The sequence below is a fragment of the Actinomycetota bacterium genome, from assembly GCA_019347675.1.
GTDB lineage: Bacteria > Actinomycetota > Nitriliruptoria > Nitriliruptorales > JAHWKO01 > JAHWKW01.
This window is the reverse complement of sequence record JAHWKW010000012.1, coordinates 67,545-85,491: the sequence shown is the minus strand read 5'-3', so window position 1 is coordinate 85,491 and position 17,947 is coordinate 67,545. Positions and strand designations below refer to the sequence as shown.

Genomic DNA, 17,947 nt, shown 5'->3' with positions numbered 1-17,947 from the left:
ACGAGGGCAAGCTGGCTGGCGGGCACAGCATCCGCGGGTCTGCGGTGTCCATGCGGTATCCTTCCCGTGCTTCCCCTAGGCCGCGGTTGTCGCGCTGATCGGGGAGGTTGGTCGTGCCGGTGGGGTTCTGACTGCCGAGCAGTGCCGTCGCTACGGCCGTTTCCGAGGCGAACCGACGTCGCCGCAGCTGGGCCGGTTCTTTCACCTGGACCAGACCGATCTCGATTTCGTCGCCACTCGCCGGCGGGATCACAACCGCCTGGGCGTGGCGTCCAGCTAGCAACTGTGCGCTTTTTGGGCACGTTCTTGGAGGACCCTGCCGACGTGCCCCCTGGCGCGGTACGTCACGTGGCCGAACAGTTGAGGGTGGCGGGACTGGCGGGAGACGTGGCGGGGGCGATGCGAGGCTTGAAGCTGTACCGCGACGCCGAGGTTCGTTGGGACCACCAGGCCGAGATCCGGTCGCGGTTCGGCTACCGGGAGTTCAGCGAGCCAGGCGTCCAGCTCGGGCTCCTCCGCTGGCTGTATGCCCGGGCGTGGGTGGCGTCGGAGCGACCGAGCGTGCTGTTCGACCTGGCTACCGCCCGGCTGGTCGAGGCCAAGGTGCTGCTGCCGGGAGCGAGCGTGCTCGCTCGGATCGTCGCCAGGGTGCGCGAGCGGGCGGCGACGCGGCTGTGGTCTCGCCTGGCTGGCATGGTGGACGATGAACACCGCCGACGTTTGGAGGGGCTGCTCGAGGTGCCCGAGGGCGAGCGTGTCTCGCTCCTGGAGCGACTCCGTCGCCCGCCTACCGACCTCACCGCCCGAGCCCTGGCGGCGGCGGTGGAGCGGATCGGCCAGCTACGCGCATACGACGTGTCGGAACTCGATCTGTCGGGCCTGCCGCCGGGCCGCATCGCCGCACTCGCACGTCACGCGACGACCGTCCGGGCCCGAGACCTGGCCCAGCTGGCCCTCGACCGTCGCGTCGCCGTCCTCCTCGCCTTCGCCGTGGTCACCGAGACGAGGGCCACCGACGACGCCTTGGACCTGTTCTGCGAGCTGCTGCGGGGCCTGAGCGCTCGGGTGGAGCGTCGAGGCCGAGCCGAGCGGCTGGATACCCTTGCGGATCTCGACGCTGCCGCGCTGCGGCTGCGGGAGGCGGTGGCGGTGCTGCTGGACCCCAGCGTGCCCGACGACCAGGTGCGGGCGTCAGTGTTCGGTCGGGTCGAGCGGGCGACGCTGGTGGCTGCGGTCGCCGAGTGCGACCGCCTGGCCCGTCCGCCCGACGATCACTTCGAGGCCGAGCTCCTCTCCCGCTACGCCATGGTGCGCCAGTTCCTGCCGGCGATGCTGCGCACCATCGGGTTCGAGGCCGGGCCCGCCGGTCAGCCGGTGTTGGAGGCGCTGGATGCGCTGCGCACCCTCGAAGGGCGGAAGAAGGTGAGCCTGGAGGAGGTTCCAACTGAGCTCGTCCGCCCGGCGTGGCGCCGGCTCGTGGCCGCGCCCAACGGGCAGCTGAACCGCCGCGCCTACACCTTTGCGGTGCTGGAGCGGCTGCGAGCAGCGCTGCGCACCCGTGATGTGTTCGTGAGCCGCAGCGAGCGGTGGTGCGACCCCAGGACCAATCTTCTTGCCTCCTCCGCCTGGGAGGCCGCCCGCTCTCAGGTCTGTCGGACCTTGGGCCTGTCGATCGAGCCATCGCCCGCTCTCGCCGCCCTCGCCGCCCAGTTGGATGAGGCCTACCGCCGCACCTCGGGCCGGCTGGCTGCCAATGCCGCCGTGGAGCTGGCCGACGGGAAGGTGAAGCTCTCTGCGCTGGACCGCCTCGAGGAGCCCGACTCGCTGTGCTCACTGCGGGAGCGCGTGTCGGCGCTCCTGCCCCGCATCGACCTGCCCGATGTACTCGCCGAGGTCGCGGCGTGGACGGGGTTCCCCGAGGAGTTCAGACACGTGTCCGAGGCCGGCGCCAGAGTCGACGACCTCGCCACCAGCGTGTGCGCCGTGCTGGTGGCGGAGGCCGCCAACGTCGGGTTCGGCCCTCTCGCCCGTTCCGACGTACCCGCGCTGACCACGGGGCGGCTCTCATGGGTGGCGCAGAACTACCTGCGGGCCGACACCCTCGTGGCCGCCAACGCCCGCCTGGTCGACTACCACGCCACCCTGCCGTTGGCCCAGGCGTGGGGCGGCGGCGAGGTGGCCTCGGCCGACGGACTGCGCTTCGTGGTGCCCGTGCGCACCATCAACGCGGGGCCCAACCCTCGCTACTTCGGCGTGGGCCGGGGCGTCACCTACTTCAACTACACCTCGGACCAGTTCAGCGGCTTCCACGGCCGTCATCCCCGGCACCTTGCGCGACAGCCTCTACATCCTCGACGGGCTCCTCGAGCAGCAGACCAGCCTTCGGCCCACGGAGGTCATGACGGACTCCGCCTCCTACTCCGACCAGATCTTCGGGCTGTTCCGGCTCCTCGGCTACCAGTTCAGCCCCCGCCTGGCCGACATCGGCGCCACCCGCTTCTGGCGGATCGATCGCAACGCCAGCTACGACGCCCTCGACCAGGTCGCCGGCCATCGCATCGACACGGGGATCATCGCCGCCCACTGGGACGACCTGCTGCGCGTGGCGGGGTCCCTGCTCACCGGCTCGGTGCGGGCGTCGCAGCTGCTGCGGGTCCTTCATGGCGGTGGTCGCCCCCCCGCCCTCGGACGAGCCCTCGCCCAGGTCGGCCGCATCGCCAAGACGATCTTCCTGCTCGCCTACCTCGACGACGAGGCCTACCGCCGCCGCATCCTCACTCAGATCAACCGGGGCGAGGCACGCCACACGCTGGCCCGCAAGGTCTTCCACGGCCACAGCGGCGAGCTGCGCCAGCCCTACCGGGAGGGCCAAGAGGACCGACTCGACGCCCTCGGGCTTGTCGTCAACGCCATCGCTCTCTGGAACACTCGCTACATGGCCGCCGCCCTCGACCACCTGCGAGCCAACGAGGGCCACGTCCTAGCCGAGGACGTCGAACGCCTGTCGCCGCTACGCCACAACCACATCAACCTGCACGGTCGCTACTACTTCACCCCCTCGGACGCCGTGGCCAGAGGTGAGCTCCGCAGCCTCTGCTCAACCGCTCCTTAGCTTAGACCGGTTTTCTGTTCCAATTCTCTTCGGGGCCCGAGTAGGGCAGCGTGACCGGGTGCCTGACAGGCGCCACGGACCACCCCGACGAGGCCAACGTCGTACCGCCGGGCGGGGCCTGTCGGGGTGGGCCGCGGCCAGGTGAGGCACGATCGGTTCGCCCGGTCGACGCGGCGTGGGGAGGGTTGATGGTTGGGCCGACGCGCACCGAGCGTTCACTGCCAGGCGGCCACGAGGGCGACTGGGATCTGCTAGGGCGGATCGAGGACGTCCTGGCGGCACGTGCCGACGACTGGGACGACGGGTCGTACCATGTGACGGTCACCGACGGGCTTGGTGAGCATCGGGCGGGCTCGGTCGGGGAGGCCCGGGAGGCGGCCGAGGCCGAGGGCGCCGGGCATGTCGAGGAGGTGATCCTGCGCGCCGACGGCTCGGCGTACTCCTGCACTGTCGAGCTGGGCAAGTCAGGCGGCTCCGTCGTCGCTTGGGGACGGGATGCGATCGAGGTCGAGGAGCTCGCCGGACGCATTCAGCGCGTCGTCCAAACCATGTCGACGACCGCCGGGAGCCCGGACCGATCCTGGGGCCCGGCGGTGCTGGGGTTCCTCGCCGTGTCCGTAGCGGTTGTTGTGATTGCGACGTTGATCACGGGTGAGCCGCTCGGGGTGGTCCTGACACGGCCGTGGGTGATCACGGTCGTCGGGGGGCTGCTGGCGATCCTCATCTCGTGGTTGCTGCGCAGGTGGGTCGGGCGACCGGGCTGACCCGACGGCCGCCCGGTCGGCGTGACTGAGCCTCAGAAATCCTCCTCGGATGCGTATGGGCGCGTCCAGAGAGGACTTGGAGCAGCACCGACTTGATCCAAGCCTGGTGCATGCCCTCGACCTCGTCGTCGCTATGACCCTTGTTCCCCAGGAACGATTGCAGGTGGCGGTGATCGGGTAGTGCAGCGCAAGCACCTGCACAACTCCTGAATGCGGTAGCGGGCGGCTCCGCAAACAAACGCGGCTACGGCCCCTCCCCCGGCTTGGCCACCGCGCGTCCGGGTGTGTGGCGCAACAGTCGAACAACACGCCGCGGTGGACGGTCGTTTATGCCGTCGTCGTGGACCGTGGACCGTAGTGTCGGCAGGTGTCGCTCGCGGGGGCCGCGATTACGGGGGCGATGCGGACATGCTCACGGAGGTGCTCGCTAGCGGAATGTTGCTCTGGATTGCGACCGGGTGGTTGGAGCTGGATCGACAGGTCTGATCCGTCCGTGGTCGATCGAGTCTCCTCGAGGTCCACAGAACCTTGACATCTACGGGATCGCAGCTGCGAACCCCGTTCGGAGACTCCCGGTCGATGCCGCACACGATCGCCATCGTTGAGGTCGAGCCGACCATCGCCAGGTCGGTGGCCGCGCGGCTGCGGTCGGAGGGCTTCGAGGTCGAGGTCGCGTACGACGGGTACGACGGGGTCGATCTGGTGCGGCGTCTCCAACCCACACCACGAGAACCTACGCCGATTCGCTCACTTCACCGGCGCGTGATGGTGTTTCAGGCGCAGCTCCCTCTGCGTCAAGCGTAGATTGCCATCCTCGCCCCTCGGAGGACCGTACATGCACGCACTCGGGCTCACTTGGACAGAGGCCGGGTTGGTAGTGATCACCGCCTTCGGCACCTACACAGCGATGTTGCTCCTCAGTCGCATCTTCGGCCAGCGACAGTTCACTCAGGCGACGACCTACGACTTGACTTTCGTCTTCGCCATCGGTTCGCTCATCGGGCGTGTCATCCTTGTCCGGGTATCGCTCGCCGCTGCGGTGCTAGGCCTTGTCGTGCTGTTCTGCTTGCACGCCGCCACGGGATGGCTCCATCATCACGTCCCCGCCTTCCACCGCCTCACCCAGAACCGACCGATACTGCTCGCCCACGGTGGGGAGGTACTCGACGCCGCACTGCGGGATGCGCACACGAGCCACCTCGAGGTGTACGAAGCCGTTCGCCTTCAGGGCCTGGCCTCCCTGGAAGACACGCTCGCGGTGGTCCTTGAACGCAGCGGCGAGATCAGCGTCATACGCCGTGGCGTCAGCGTTCAGGAAGGCCTCTGGCGCGAGGTCGCCGGCAGCGAGCGGCTGCTGCAACGCGGCGCATGACCTCCACCTGTGCCAGCATGCGGCGATTACCGCGGAGAACAGTTACGCGCGCTTCAGTTCTAGGGACGTCGCACCGTCGACTGCCCAGAACGGCGGATGTCGCGCGGGTTCAGGTCAAGCTGCACGACCGTGAATGCGGTAGTCCGGCCAACTCCGCAAACAACGCCCGCTACGGCCGTCCCCCGGCTTCGGCCACCGCGGATCGGGTGTGTGGCGCAACTACCGCCCTATGAGCAGCGTTCGGATGCGCGAAGTGCCGCAGTCCGGCGAACGTTCGCTACCCGGAACCGCGCTTGCACGGCAGCCCAACCGCCGACGCTGCACGCTGGCAGCTGGATCAACCAACCTCGACATAGGAGAACGGCTCAGCAATTCCTTCCCTGCACGTCTACGAAGAGCTTGCAGGTTCCGGCCTGCCGCCATCCCAGCTGGTCGCCCCGGCCGCGGGACCGCTGAGCACCTCCCGAAACGCCGACCGTGGTCGCGGCCGTACCCAGCCTCCGTCCGATTAGCCTCGCGGGATGGAAACTGACGGCCGGCAACTCGATCGGCGGTCGACATGGTGGCTCTACGGCAGGTCGTCGCCCGCGGCGGGTGTGGGGAGCAGCTCCAGGTGGGGATCTCAGGTCTGGTCGTGGGCGCCGCGCTGATCCTGATGACCGCGGCGGACGCGGTCGGAACGACCGTGCGGGTCAGCCCCCGGTCATGGTCAGGTGGCTGGGGCAGGCACTGTGGCGCTTGATGATCGCCGTCGACCGGCCGTCACCATCCTCCACGAGCCCTAACCTCCACATGGCCCTCGCGGGAACGATGTGCCGCACTACCGCGACTGCTGATCGCCGATGACGCATACTTCCGGGCATGATAAGAAAGCTCATCGCGTCTGGTTCTCCGTACGAGCCGGTCGTGGGCTTCTCCCGAGCGGTCAGGGTCGGGCCTCACGTCTTCGTTTCGGGGACTGCCCCCACCATGCCTGGGGATGTGGACCCGCCTTCCGATACCTACGGGCAGGCTCGTCGTGTCCTTGAAATCATGCTCGCGGCGCTAGAGCAGGCGGGCGCCCGCACAGAACATGTTGTACGCACACGCATCTACATCACCCCTGCCGCCGACTTCCGGGAGGCGGCACGCGCCCACGGTGAGGTCTTCAAGGATGTTCGGCCGGCGAACGCGATCATCGTCGTCTCAGGGTTCGTTGACCCGCGGTGGCTCATCGAAATGGAGGCGCAGGCCCTCATCGCCGAGTAGTCAACGATCAGTTCGCCAGACATGCATCGCGCCGGTCACGCACCTAAGCCATAGCCGCCGATCGCGGTGGCCTCGACTGCCGCCACTGATGGAGCATTATGGTCAGGCTTCGTCCGACGGGGTCGGGGGTAATGATGGTTCATGAGGCCGCGGCATCCGGCTTCGACAGAGCGGCCATCGCCTATGAGCGAGGTCGCCCTTCGTATCCGCAGCCAGCCATCGACTGGCTCGTCGAGCGAGCTGCTGTGACCGCGACGTCGGTCGTGGTCGACCTTGCAGCCGGCACTGGGAAGCTGACCCGTCTGCTGGTCGCTTCCGGTGCGAAGGTCATCGCCGTTGAACCAGTCGATGGTATGCGGCGTCTCCTGGTCGATCTTGTCCCAGGCGCGGAAGTGCTCGACGGCACGGCCGAGGACATCTCGCTTTTGTCGGGAAGCGTGGATCTGGTCACGGTCGCCCAGGCGTTCCACTGGTTCGATGTGCCGGCCGCCCTGGCGGAGATCCAAAGAGTGCTGTGCCGAGGCGGGCAGCTTGCACTCGTGTGGAACCGCCGGCTTCTGGACGAGCCGATTCATTCGTCGGTCAGCGCGATCGTCGATCCGTTCCGGGGTTCGACGCCGAGCTACCACAAGGAGGAGGGCTGGAGACAGCCGCTGCGTGGCAGCCCACTGTTCGAGGCTGATGGCAACCGCAGTTTTTTGAACGTCCAGGCGCTCGACGAGGATGGATTCGCGGACCGTGTGCTGTCCACGAGTTTCATCGCGGCACTTCCCGAACGGGAGCGGCATGACGTCGAGCGGCGTGTTCGCGATCTCGCTCAACAGCTCGGAGGCCACGTCGACCTACCTTACTCCACGGACGTGCAACTGTTCCGTCGTGTGGAATCAGACATGGCGGGATAGCGACGATCTACTAGGCGCGTTTTCCGCATCGTCGTGCCGTAAGTCGTGGCCGTAGCGGGCTGTTTGCCGTTCTTGCTGTGGGTTCCTGGGCGTTTCTGGCTTCCGATCGCCAGCTGCGTTGTGTCAACATGAGCGCAGGGTGGCGTGAGGGTGCGGTAGGAGATGCTTGGGCTTGGTGCACGGGCAGCGTAGGGTTGTGCCAATGTACCCACGGGTGAAGCGTGTCCGCCGCGGCGACCAGGTGTACGAGTACGTGCAGCTGGTCGAAGGCCGCCGCGTGCAGGGCAAGGTCCGCCAGCGGGTTGTGGCAACCCTGGGCCGGCTGGACCAGATGAAGGCCTCCGGGGAGCTGGACCGGCTCGCGGGGGCGTTCGCACGCCTGGATCCCCCACCGGTGGGCACGCGCCGTGAGGTCGGTGCGCTGCTGGTGGTGCGCCACTACGTGCGGCGGCTGGGGATCGCCGGCGGTGGGTGTTGTAGCGGTGGACCCAGCTTTGCAGCTCAGCGTCGAGCCGGTCGACTCTCGTGATGAACTGCCGGTGGAAGGTCGGCCGGTAGAACTCGTGCAAGACGGTGCCGTGGAACCCCTCGCACACCGCATTGTGGTTCGGCGAGCGGGGCGGGGTCTTGGTGTGCTGGATGTCGAGCTCAGCGAGGTAGTCCTGGAACGGCCGGCCAACGACTCGGGCCCACGGTCGGGGCGTGTTGAATCCTCTGTGTGAGGTGAACCGCTCGATAGCCAGATCGATGAACGCGGCGGCGGCTTCGACGGTGTGGTTGTCAACGACCAGGTCGACCACCGCGGCGCGGGTGGCGGTGTCCACCGCGCTGGCAGCTGGATCAACCAACCGCCGACACAGGAGAACGACTCAGCAATCTCTTCGCCGTCTACCAGAAGGCCTGACAGTTTTCCGGCCAGCCGCGATCCTCAGCTGGTCGCCCGCGCGACCGCTGAGTACTTCCCTCCGGCTGCACCGACCGACCTACAGTGCCCTTGAGCCTTCCCTCTCCGCGCGCCTCGGCCTGCTGGGAGGTCCCTGGAGGCCCGGCTTCTCAGCAGTAGGAGCATCGCGATGAGTCAGACAGACATCCCCGGTTACACGTACGGCGACGAGGACGTGGCGAGCTCGCCCCTGTCCATGGACGAATTCAACCAGCTCAAACAGACGGTGACGTTCGGCGAGGAGGACGTCGACGCGTTGCGGACCTCACGGGATGTCCTGGCGGACCAGGTGTTCGACGTGCTCGATGTCTGGTACGACTTCATCGCCTCCACCCCGCACCTGCTGGAGGCCTTCTCCAGTCGTGACGATGGGGAGCCCATCCAGCGCTATCTCGACCGGGTGCGTGAGCGGTTCGGCCAGTGGATCCTCGACACCGCAGCGGCCAACTACGACCAGACCTGGCTGGACTACCAGCACGAGATCGGGCTGCGTCACCATCGCGCCAAGAAGAACGTCACCGACGACGTCGATGCGGTCGACCACATCCCGCTGCGCTACGTGCTCGCGCTGCACTACCCAGTCACCGCCACCCTGAAATCGTTCCTGAGCAACAAAGGCCACAGCGACGACGAGGTCGATGCCATGCACCAGGCCTGGATCAAGTCCGTGCTGCTCCAGGTCATCCTCTGGACGCGCCCGTACGTCGCCGAGGAGGACTTCTAAGCTGCCCTTACACACATCGCGCACAGCGTCACGTAACGTGGATAGGGGCGGGCGCCGAGCGGGAGCCACGACCGAGATGCTCGCCGCGATCACGACCTGGCTGCAGACCCGCTGCCCGTAGTGGACAGTGTAACCGGACGGCGTCACAGGCCGGGAGCCAGCCCCTTGCCTCCCAGCGGACGTAGTTCGACCCGATCACCCATGGCGGTGATGATCGGCCGTGCCCTGCTGATCAGCTGCTGGACCGGTTCGAGTTCCAACGATGCCCGATGCGCATCCTCATCGTCCCAGACCTCCACGACGTGAACGACAGCTGGATCGCTGGGAACGCGGCTGACCAAGTACAGATGGCAGGTCGACACGCCCTCGAGCTCTCGCAAAGCCTGCAAGAGGTGACCCTCGCACGCATTACACGTAGTCGCATAGATCACAGTGGACGAACATGGGCGCCATATCACCTTCCGGTCCCGGCCGCCCGGCCGGGACCGAAAGCCACCACGCCGCCAAGGACTGCTCGACCATCCTGGGCGGTGCGAACCGCAGTGCCAGCGCGACCTCGTTAGGAACTGACCGCCGTCAGCGTCCTGTCACGGTCGATCATGATCGCCTTGGGCTTCGGCCCGGTGTTCCGGCGGTCGACGTCAGATGAGGACCCACGCCGCGATGGCACCGGCGACGGCCGCGAAGGTGGCCACGGTCGCCACCTTGATCCACGTGCTCGCGTCGTTCCAGGCGTGGGCGGCGTCGGCTCCCTCGTCGGCCCCGAAGAGCAGCAGTCGCCGCGCCCAGCCGAACACGACCGCGAGCATGGCGACGCCCAGCGGCAGGACCACCATCGCCGGTCCCGGGAAGACGGTCATGGCCAGTCCGGCGAGGATGAGGATGACGGCCGCGGCGATCCAGGCGATGTGGAAGACGACGCCATGGCGGTCGTACACGTCGCGAACGCGATCGATGCGACGCTCCGCCTTGTCACGTGCCTCGTCGCCCACGGCGGGTACTCCGTCTGTCGTCGCGGGGCCGAGCGTACGACCGGAACGGTGCCCCCTTGGCGGCTCGGGGGGCCCTTCGGCCGCGCCGATGTGCGATCCCGGCGGGACGGCCGGCCAGCGCTTCGGCCGGCGGCGGGGCCGCTGCGAGCGCGACCCCTAGGACGATCACTGCAGTTGTATGGCGCCACTGCCGCAGTCGGCCCCGGTCGCTGAGCGGCGAACTACCGCACTTCCGCAGGACAGCTTGTGGCCACATCGGCAACGGCTTCCCGTTCGGAGCGCTGAAGGAGTTCGCGGATCTCGAGGACGACGAGGATGATGGCGACGTCGGTAATACCGTCCAGGCTCCCACGGCCGGCCTCGCGGTGTTGCAGCGGCGCGACTACGTCGTGACCGACGAGACAGGAGTCCTGGCGGGGGACGTGCCGCTTACCTGCGGCTGTGGTCCGAGGATGATGCCGACGCCGCGGCGCGCAACGTCACCGACCTTGGTCGGGCGCTAGACCAATTCGCGCACGCAGACGGGTAGCACAGCGTCGACACGACGCCGGGCTGATGGTCACCAGTGCCGCCACCGACGTAGTACCGCAGGTCGGATTGCTCGATGGCGACCCAGACGGGTGGCGTGGCAACCTCTTCGTGGTCGAAGGCGAGCGCCTCTACGAGCAGCGGGATAGTTGCCCGTAGAAAACCGCTAAGGCGCGGACCTGAGCATCGCTCGTGCGTTGGGTCATGTGGTGGTCACCGAGGCAGGTCGATGACATGGCTGTTTCGGTAGTTGACCGCCACGCACTCACTCCGGGACGGTTCGCGGATAGGTCGATTTGGCCCGTGCGGCCGCGGTGAGATCGATGTCGCATGTCACCGCCGGCTGCACGTCGGTGGTCAAGGCCAGCACCTCTCCGTGGGGGTCGATGATGAAGCCGCCGCCTGCCCAGTCGATGCCGGCTGTGGAGCCGGCCCGGTTACTCGACACACAGAACGCTCCCGACAACAGCGCCGCAGCACGACCCGCCACCGTCCACTGCTCCAGCGAACCGCGTTCCGTCGCCCGCGGCACCGCCAGCAGCTCCACCCCCTGGCGGGCGTAGCTGCGAGCATGCTCGGTGAACCACAGTTCCGTGCACAGCAGCACGCCTGTGGACCTCCCCCGTCGGGCCGGACACCGATGGCCGCACAAGCCGGTGTCCGGCCCAGGGGGGAAACCCAGACCCCTTGTGATCGGACCTGACTGGCAGCAGGTCGCCGAGCAACAGCTACCGGGCTCGGCAGCGCAGATGCGGCAGGACACCCGCACGTTCTTCGACACCGATCTGGCAGCGCTACTGGCCTGGCGGTTCGGGCCCGGGGACGCGTCTCGCATCCGATGCCCAGTGTTGTACGTGGGGGGGACCGCCAGCGGAACCTGGTTCGCTGAGATCCGCGAAGTGATGCTCGCGTGGCTTGCTGACATCGAGGACGTCGCAATGGATGGAGCCGACCACTCCCTTGCCCTCACCCACGCTCCACAGATCGCCGAGGTCCTAGCGACGTTTCTCAAGCGACATCCCATGTAGAGGCATGTTCGGAAGCCGTGGATACGGCGCAGGCGGTCCGCGATGCTCAGGCGCGCATAGTGACGTGGCGACTGATTCGCACAGCGATGATGCCGGCTTCCAGATTCCTGACATCGCTCTAGTCTCGGTCGGACTTCTTCGCGAAGAGAGTCAGATGAGTTGGCAGGAGTTGCAGGAGCACGAGCCTGAGCTCGCCGCGTTCGGGGAACGCCGTTTCGGATCACGGGTCGCGTACCTAGCCACCGTCGATGCTGATGGATCACCACGCGTCCACCCGGTAACCCCGATCGTCACGCCGCAGGGGCTGATGGTGTTCATGCAACCGACGTCGCCGAAGGGCCATGACCTTCGCCGCGGGGGCAGGTACGCCCTCCACTGCTCGGTCGAAGACGACGAGGGTGGTGGCGGCGAGTTCCGGGTGCGTGGGACCGCACGAGAGGTCAACGACACGGCGTTGCGCGAGCAGGTGACTGATCATGCGCCCTACGTACCCTCGGATGACTACGTGCTGTTCGAGCTCTTGGTCGATGGCGCGTTCAGCACCACGTACGACGCAGATGGAAGTCCCATTCGGCACAGGTGGCGAGCAGGGGGCTGACGGGTATCACCGGTATCCAACCGCTACGCGACGATGGTCGCGTAGCCAAGGCGCATTACCGGGAGGCGATCGCCATCGTTTACGGGGCGGCGCACTTGAACCGCTCTTGGCCAGCCGGATCGGGCGTATGGCGCAACTACCGGGTTCGCGAACAGCGCTCGACGCGCGAAGTACCGCGTTCGGCGGCCGATGCGAACGCCGGAAGCGTGTAGCGCACGCCGCTTGAGCCGCGCTCGGGGGACGGAACGGCGAAAAGTTGCGCCCGTCGCTACTCATCCCTTCGGGGAGTACCGTGTCTCGGACTTCCACCAGGGGGACCCAGATGGAGTTCGCGGGCATGTCCGGGCTCCACGCGCGCCGCGACTGGACGACGGGTCCCTATTCACGGTGACGGATCTAGAGCGCTGGAGCAATCACTGGACCATGCACTACGTCGTGTCCGATCACGAACCGGGTCGAGTCTCATCCCCAACGACGAAGTCCGGACTGGACTATGGCCATGGCTATGGGAGAATGGCTATGCAAGCGTCCACGATGATGACCGACTCGAGTCGTTCTTAGATGGCCTAGGTCGTCGCGTCGCCCATCTTCGCCCTGGCATTGCAGTTCACAGAAGATGGCGATGGACCGAAGCCGAGGAGCTCGACGAGCGAGGGCAACTTTGTGCCAGAAGTCCGCGACGCCACGGTGAGACTTCTGACGGTTCTCGACGAACCACTATCACCGGCGAACCAATCGCCAGTCAGAAGCACACGCTGAACCCTGACGATCGCTGATGTGCACACAGCCGTGGCTGCGTGGGGCTGATGGGGATGTCGGTGGCCGCGTCCCCGCTCATAACGACTTGACGTGGGCAGTGGATGCCGAGCAACCCGCCTGTCCCGAAGACCACCGATGGATACCGTGCGGGCGCCATCGCTCTCGGAGACCTGCTATGAACGATCGGCTATTCAGGGTCTCCGGGGTAACGGCGGAGCGCTTGGGACAACTGGACGGCATCGATGGTGGGGTGCGCCGGCGACTCGACGGTCGTGCGCAGCGGCACCCCGCCTGAGGCCGGGTTGGCGCGTACGCCTCGCGCACCCCAACACCACCGCCACGTGGGAGTAAGAATGACGGACCGCATGCGACAGGTCGCCGGAGTGGACGTTCCGACCTTCATCTACGGGACCGCGTGGAAGGAGGAGCGAACCGCCGACCTCGTGACCCAGGCCCTCAGGGCGGGCTTCCGCGGGCTCGACACCGCGAACCAGCGCAAGCACTATCGCGAAGGAGAGGTCGGACGCGCGCTGCTCGCGGAGTTCGCTCGAGGAACGCTGCGCCGTGAAGACGTGTTCGTGCAGACCAAGTTCACCTTCCGCGTGTCGCAGGACGATCGGCTGCCCTACGATCCGGCGGCGCCCATCACCCGGCAGGTCGCACAGTCCTTCGAGAGTTCACTGTCCCACCTCGGCGTGGAGCGGATCGATTCCTACCTGCTCCACGGCCCCTCGCAACGGCAAGGACTCGCGGCCCCCGACATCGAAGCCTGGGCCGCGATGCAGGCCCTCCACGACGAAGGCAAGACGCGGTTTCTCGGCGTGAGTAACGTCACTCCCGATCAGCTCGCGGCCCTACTTCGGCGCCCGGGCGTGCGACCGACGTTCGTGCAGAACCGTTGCTACGCGTCGCTTGGGTGGGACGCGGCGGTGCGCGCCATCTGCGATCGCGAAGGGCTCGTCTACCAGGGTTTTTCGCTGCTTACCGCCAACCAGATGATGATGCGCGGGCGGGTCGTGCAAGACATCGCTCGACGTCACCAGCAGACGCCGGCGCAGGTGGTGTTCCGCTTCGCGCTCCAGCTCGGGATAATCCCGCTGACGGGCACGACGAATCCTCGCCACATGGCCGAGGACCTGGCCGTGTACGAATTCGAGCTGACGGCTGCGGACATGCAGGCCATCGAACGCGTCGGGCCATGAGCCGGTCGGGCGCCGTACCGTTGTCCCATCCCGTCCCAGGTCATGCCGCTGAGCAGGGCGTCCGAGAGCTCACCGTCCCGCCTCGTCTCCGTCTGTCCATCCTGTCCCACACGCCGTGACCGCGTTTTGTCCGGGGCGTCCCGCTGTGGGACGGAGGTGACCTCGTGACGACGCGATCAGCGTCCTCTTGCACGGTCATCTCCGCAGCGGACGGCGAACATCGACCGACGCTACCGGGAACGTGGAGCCCGTGACCTGCGAGGATGTTCGGACCTCCCCGTTCTGTCGCGGATCGACCTACCCGCCGCTCGACCTTCATGCCCGCGGACGCGGGGATGATCGTCGGCGTGAACGCTCGCGCGGAGGACATGGACGTCAACGCGACCAAGGAGAGGAAGCTGACCAACGTGCGCTCCTCCACCGGTGAGGAGCTGGTCCGGCTCGCCGCGGCTTAGCGCCTGTCGCTCGATCAGGCGCTGGAGTTCATCCGTGAGGAGAAGGCCGTCGAGGTGACCCCGCGCCGTGCGGCTGCGCAAGGTCATCCTCGACGCTCAAGACCGCATCCGCGCCACAGCAGGCGCGCCAGGACGGGCGCCGTCCCCGCCTGAGAGGCGCGTGGATGGTCCGCTCGATCCTGGTGGTGGTGCTCCTGTTCGCCTCTCCTCGCGGACAGCTCCGCGCCCGAGCTCATCGCGCAAGCCGGGGTTCTCGGGGTCGCTTCACCGGTTGACCGAGTCCCGGACGACGTCGCCGTCCTGCTCCAGCGTGGCAGCGCCGTAAATCAGGTCACGGAGGCCCGGCCCTCGCTGTGCCTGCGAGATGCCGCCCACCGGACGACGGATCGGCTACAAGACACACGGTCCAGTGGTTACGCGGGTCAGACCGGCGGCGGACATCTCGGGCGCTCACCCTGGCAGGACGAGCAGCCGCTGTCAGCATCGCAGTGGTTGCGTGTGGCACGCCAATGGCTGCAGCTGGGGTCAGACGGCGCATAACGTTCTCGACATGATTCGCCGGCGGAAGTTGCCTGAACCCGTCCGCACCCTCGAAGGGCTGTCGGTCGTGATCACAGGGCGTCTCGAGCGGGACGGTGAATGGGTACGGCGCGACGAGGCGCGCCGGATGGCCGAGCTTGCCGGCGCTCAGCCGCGACCACAGCGTGCGCGAGCCTCCTATTCGGACGACCTTCTTGTCATCGGCTCGTCTGCGCAGTGGAAGCACGGAGACTATGGGGCGCAGGAGGAGCGCGTCCTGGACCTACAAGCGCAAGGCTCGTCCATCCGGATCATCGACCAAGATGGCTTCTTCGCCCTCCTCGATGGTGGCTGGGCATACCCACTATCCAGGGATGCCGACCCTGTTGCGTACCCCGACGACTTCATCCCTTACCGGCCCGTCGAGCCGGACGTCGAGGTGACCGGCTACGAGTGGAACACGACCGGAGGAGGCCTGACTGAAGCGATCAATCGGCATCGAGAGCTGCAAGAGGAGCTGGCCGAGCGTCTCGATCATGAGGGTCTCGTGCCTCTCACTCCTGCGTCAAGTGATTGTGCGTTCGACGTACCCTGGCAGGACCCGCGGGGCCTGCTTCATGTCGTGGAGATCAAGTCCCTGCACAGCGTTCCCGTCTTGCGACTCGGGATTGGCCAGGTGCTGGATTACGCAGTCACCCTTCGCGAGCGGGGCTACACCGTCATCCCTCACCTCTTGGTTGGCGGGCCGCCCGACGAGCCAGCGCACTGGCGTGCCGTCGTCGGTACTGCAGGAATCCAGCTGTCGTGGACTATCGATGATCTTCTCCGGAGCCGGGACGAGCCGTAGCCGTAGTGGCTATGCGCGTTTACGCGGAACGGCCGGGACGCCCATAGCTCTCGTCATCCCTTTCGTCTCGAGACTGACTGGTACGTCGCCCAGTGCCTCGAAGTCGACGTGGCGTCTCAGGGCACATCGGTCGACGAAGCCCACGACAACTTCGCAGAAGCCCTAGCGCTGTACTTCGAGGACCAAGATGTCGAGGTAGGCGAGTCACCGATCATCGTGTCCGTTGGCGTGACTGTCTGAGAATCGTGCGACCCTACTCTGAGCACAGCGATGAGTCGATCGAGATCCTCGACGGCCGCCCGGCTGAATTCGACTCGCGCCACCGGCTACAGGTCGTCGAGGTCGACCGTGTCATCTTCGGCTGCCTGGCGGCGACCGAGCTGCGCGCGTTCCCACGCCCGGTCGATGCCGTCAAGCACAGCGACGACCGTGTCAGGATCTGGGTCGGCGTCATCGAGCGCTGAGGAGAGCAACGATCGTGCCAGTGTGCCCTCGTTGACGTGGACCCGTGACGCCAGGCGTGCCAGCTTGCTGGCGTGTTCGTCGTCGAGGGTGATGTTCAGCCGCTGCGATGCCATGCGCTCAAGGATACACGTCATGGCACGGATCGTGTAGTTAGCACGCCATGGCCCGCGCAAATCGAACGCCGAAGAATTGAGGTTGGTCTCGACCACGTCGAGCCGCGCATCTGGCGTCGCTTCCTGTAGCGCGACCGGGCCAGCTTCCTGGATCTACACCACGCGAACCAGGACGCCTGCGGCTGGCAGAATGCGCACCTGTTCACGTTCCGCGACGCGAGCGGAGACGTCGTCGCGGGGCTCCCGGACGATTTCGGCTTCGGCGACCCGACCCCGATGCCGCGAAGGTTGCCGGCGGGCACCTATCTCAAGCGCCACTGGAAGGTGGCCTACGAGTACGACTTCGGTGACGGCTGGGAGCACACGGTCGAGCTGAAGAAGGTCGTGACGCTCGACGAGAAGTTCACGCGCCGGCTGCTCGATGGGGCTCGGGCGTTCCCGCCCGAGGACTGCGGTGGCCTGCCCGGCTACGAGGATGTCCTGGCCGTCGCGCGGTGTGCACCAGCACCGCGCACACGTCCGGCGATGTCCCACGCGAAGGGGAGGGTGGATCCCGCCGGCCGTCTTGCTGCCCTTAGCTTAGGCCGTCGCCGTCGGAGCTATGGGTAGCGACGCTTGACGTCGGGGTTTCGAGCTGGTCGTAGCTCTTGTCTCCCCACAAACGATCCCGTCAGACTCGAGGGCCAAGGCCGTGCCCCTGCGATCCTGGAAGCCACCTGCGGCGACCGCGACGACGTCGGTCAGCCCCTGCACCGGGACCGGCGTGGTCCGCTGGGCGAGCGTACCGTCACCAAGCTGCCCGGCGCCGTTGTTTCTCTACGCTGAGACCGACACCTCAGAAGATCGGGCTGCGTGCGGGCGCCCCGCGCGGCCGTGCGGGCGCCCCGCGCGGCCGTGCGCGTCACGGGGCACATTCGGCGCATCGACCGGTCACGACCAGTTCCACGGAGTCGACGTGGAACCCGTGCCCAGCCGACAGGTGCTGGCGGACCTGTTCCACGAGGTTGCCGACGTGGTGGGCGACCTCGCCACAGGTCTCGCACACCAGGTGGAAGTGCTCGTCGGGGTGCGCCAGCTCCCACCGTGCCGCGCCGCTCTCCCCCAGCCGTGACTCGCGGACGAGCTCCAGGTCGGACAGCAGCGCCAGCGACCGGTACACCGACGCCAGGTTGATGCCCGGGCTGCGGCGTTGGACGCGGTCGGCGATCTCCTCAGCCGTCAGGTGGTCGCCCGCTTCGCGGAGCACGTCCCACACCAGCTGGCGCGGCTGGGTGAGGCGGTAACCGTGCTCGCGCAGAACCTCGCCCACCGCGGCGGTTGCGGGGGGTCGCGGGTCGGCGGTCACGGGCTCAGTGTAGGCTCGCGCGGAGGCGGGA

General features: G+C 67.1%; 17 protein-coding genes and 3 pseudogenes. 13 read left to right on the top strand and 7 right to left on the bottom strand.

The window, feature by feature from the left end; translation table 11 throughout:
* Positions 1-127 precede the first annotated feature (127 nt).
* The 6 genes and pseudogenes from KY462_09705 to KY462_09680 all read left to right on the top strand — a co-directional run bounded on the left by KY462_09705 (position 128) and on the right by KY462_09680 (position 7,398).
* Positions 128-3,112, top strand: a pseudogene (locus KY462_09705) (Tn3 family transposase).
* Positions 3,113-3,300: 188 nt separating this feature from the next.
* The gene (locus tag KY462_09700; protein MBW3577990.1) at positions 3,301-3,876 is read left to right on the top strand and encodes a hypothetical protein; all 576 of its coding nucleotides are present in this window, start codon (positions 3,301-3,303) and stop codon (positions 3,874-3,876) included.
* Positions 3,877-4,455: 579 nt separating this feature from the next.
* Positions 4,456-4,680, top strand: a complete 225-nt coding sequence (locus KY462_09695) for a hypothetical protein (protein ID MBW3577989.1) — start codon at positions 4,456-4,458, stop codon at positions 4,678-4,680.
* Positions 4,681-4,711: 31 nt separating this feature from the next.
* A complete protein-coding gene (locus KY462_09690; GenBank protein ID MBW3577988.1) occupies positions 4,712-5,248 on the top strand; it encodes a hypothetical protein in 537 nt (178 codons plus the stop codon).
* Positions 5,249-6,109: 861 nt separating this feature from the next.
* A complete protein-coding gene (locus KY462_09685; GenBank protein ID MBW3577987.1) occupies positions 6,110-6,496 on the top strand; it encodes a RidA family protein in 387 nt (128 codons plus the stop codon).
* Positions 6,497-6,627: 131 nt separating this feature from the next.
* Complete coding sequence (locus tag KY462_09680; protein MBW3577986.1) at positions 6,628-7,398, top strand: class I SAM-dependent methyltransferase; 771 nt, start codon at positions 6,628-6,630, stop codon at positions 7,396-7,398.
* On the opposite strand, the gene KY462_09675 is transcribed toward KY462_09680, so the two are convergent.
* Positions 7,344-8,222, bottom strand: coding sequence for an integrase core domain-containing protein (locus KY462_09675; protein ID MBW3577985.1), 879 nt, complete (start codon positions 8,220-8,222; stop codon positions 7,344-7,346). The genes KY462_09680 and KY462_09675 overlap by 55 nt on opposite strands.
* A gap of 249 nt (positions 8,223-8,471) precedes the next feature.
* On the opposite strand from KY462_09675, the gene KY462_09670 reads away from it, so the two are divergent.
* The gene (locus KY462_09670; GenBank protein MBW3577984.1) at positions 8,472-9,065 is read left to right on the top strand and encodes a protogloblin ApPgb; all 594 of its coding nucleotides are present in this window, start codon (positions 8,472-8,474) and stop codon (positions 9,063-9,065) included.
* A gap of 143 nt (positions 9,066-9,208) precedes the next feature.
* Here the strand turns inward: KY462_09670 and KY462_09665 are convergent, their stop codons facing one another.
* The 3 genes from KY462_09665 to KY462_09655 form a co-directional block, all read right to left on the bottom strand.
* A complete protein-coding gene (locus tag KY462_09665) occupies positions 9,209-9,445 on the bottom strand; it encodes an antibiotic biosynthesis monooxygenase (protein ID MBW3577983.1) in 237 nt (78 codons plus the stop codon).
* 261 nt (positions 9,446-9,706) lie between these two features.
* On the bottom strand, positions 9,707-10,057 hold the full coding sequence (locus tag KY462_09660) for a PGPGW domain-containing protein (protein ID MBW3577982.1): 351 nt from the start codon (positions 10,055-10,057) through the stop codon (positions 9,707-9,709).
* Between the two features lie 793 nt (positions 10,058-10,850).
* Positions 10,851-11,192: a carbon-nitrogen hydrolase family protein gene (locus tag KY462_09655; GenBank protein MBW3577981.1), complete on the bottom strand. Its 342-nt coding sequence runs from the start codon at positions 11,190-11,192 to the stop codon at positions 10,851-10,853.
* Between the two features lie 82 nt (positions 11,193-11,274).
* Here KY462_09655 and KY462_09650 point away from each other — a divergent pair, with 82 nt between their 5' ends.
* The 5 genes and pseudogenes from KY462_09650 to KY462_09630 all read left to right on the top strand — a co-directional run bounded on the left by KY462_09650 (position 11,275) and on the right by KY462_09630 (position 15,993).
* Positions 11,275-11,613, top strand: coding sequence for an alpha/beta hydrolase (locus KY462_09650; GenBank protein MBW3577980.1), 339 nt, complete (start codon positions 11,275-11,277; stop codon positions 11,611-11,613).
* 154 nt (positions 11,614-11,767) lie between these two features.
* Entirely contained in the window at positions 11,768-12,211 is a 444-nt protein-coding gene (locus KY462_09645; GenBank protein ID MBW3577979.1) for a pyridoxamine 5'-phosphate oxidase family protein, read from the top strand.
* A gap of 1,112 nt (positions 12,212-13,323) precedes the next feature.
* Positions 13,324-14,172, top strand: a complete 849-nt coding sequence (locus KY462_09640; protein MBW3577978.1) for an aldo/keto reductase — start codon at positions 13,324-13,326, stop codon at positions 14,170-14,172.
* Between the two features lie 332 nt (positions 14,173-14,504).
* Positions 14,505-14,690: pseudogene (locus KY462_09635) on the top strand (translational GTPase TypA).
* A 487-nt stretch (positions 14,691-15,177) separates the two neighbouring features.
* Complete coding sequence (locus KY462_09630) at positions 15,178-15,993, top strand: hypothetical protein (GenBank protein ID MBW3577977.1); 816 nt, start codon at positions 15,178-15,180, stop codon at positions 15,991-15,993.
* Positions 15,994-16,319: 326 nt separating this feature from the next.
* Here KY462_09630 and KY462_09625 read toward each other — a convergent pair whose 3' ends face one another.
* Complete coding sequence (locus KY462_09625; GenBank protein MBW3577976.1) at positions 16,320-16,592, bottom strand: hypothetical protein; 273 nt, start codon at positions 16,590-16,592, stop codon at positions 16,320-16,322.
* Positions 16,593-16,718: 126 nt separating this feature from the next.
* Between KY462_09625 and KY462_09620 the strand changes: the two genes are divergently transcribed.
* The gene (locus tag KY462_09620; protein MBW3577975.1) at positions 16,719-17,180 is read left to right on the top strand and encodes a plasmid pRiA4b ORF-3 family protein; all 462 of its coding nucleotides are present in this window, start codon (positions 16,719-16,721) and stop codon (positions 17,178-17,180) included.
* Here the strand turns inward: KY462_09620 and KY462_09615 are convergent.
* A pseudogene (locus tag KY462_09615) lies at positions 17,151-17,381 on the bottom strand (hypothetical protein). The gene KY462_09620 and the pseudogene KY462_09615 sit on opposite strands and share 30 nt — an antisense overlap.
* 91 nt (positions 17,382-17,472) lie before the next feature.
* Complete coding sequence (locus KY462_09610) at positions 17,473-17,916, bottom strand: transcriptional repressor (protein ID MBW3577974.1); 444 nt, start codon at positions 17,914-17,916, stop codon at positions 17,473-17,475.
* Positions 17,917-17,947 lie beyond the last annotated feature (31 nt).

Bases quoted from the DNA above. Each gene is read 5' to 3' on its own strand.
- KY462_09700 (MBW3577990.1), top strand. From the start codon at position 3,301: ATGGTTGGGCCGACGCGCACCGAGCGTTCACTGCCAGGCGGCCACGAG.
- KY462_09695 (MBW3577989.1), top strand. From the start codon at position 4,456: ATGCCGCACACGATCGCCATCGTTGAGGTCGAGCCGACCATCGCCAGG.
- KY462_09690 (MBW3577988.1), top strand. From the start codon at position 4,712: ATGCACGCACTCGGGCTCACTTGGACAGAGGCCGGGTTGGTAGTGATC.
- KY462_09685 (MBW3577987.1), top strand. From the start codon at position 6,110: ATGATAAGAAAGCTCATCGCGTCTGGTTCTCCGTACGAGCCGGTCGTG.
- KY462_09680 (MBW3577986.1), top strand. From the start codon at position 6,628: ATGATGGTTCATGAGGCCGCGGCATCCGGCTTCGACAGAGCGGCCATC.
- KY462_09670 (MBW3577984.1), top strand. From the start codon at position 8,472: ATGAGTCAGACAGACATCCCCGGTTACACGTACGGCGACGAGGACGTG.
- KY462_09645 (MBW3577979.1), top strand. From the start codon at position 11,768: ATGAGTTGGCAGGAGTTGCAGGAGCACGAGCCTGAGCTCGCCGCGTTC.
- KY462_09640 (MBW3577978.1), top strand. From the start codon at position 13,324: ATGACGGACCGCATGCGACAGGTCGCCGGAGTGGACGTTCCGACCTTC.
- KY462_09630 (MBW3577977.1), top strand. From the start codon at position 15,178: ATGATTCGCCGGCGGAAGTTGCCTGAACCCGTCCGCACCCTCGAAGGG.
- KY462_09625 (MBW3577976.1), bottom strand. From the start codon at position 16,592: ATGACGTGTATCCTTGAGCGCATGGCATCGCAGCGGCTGAACATCACC.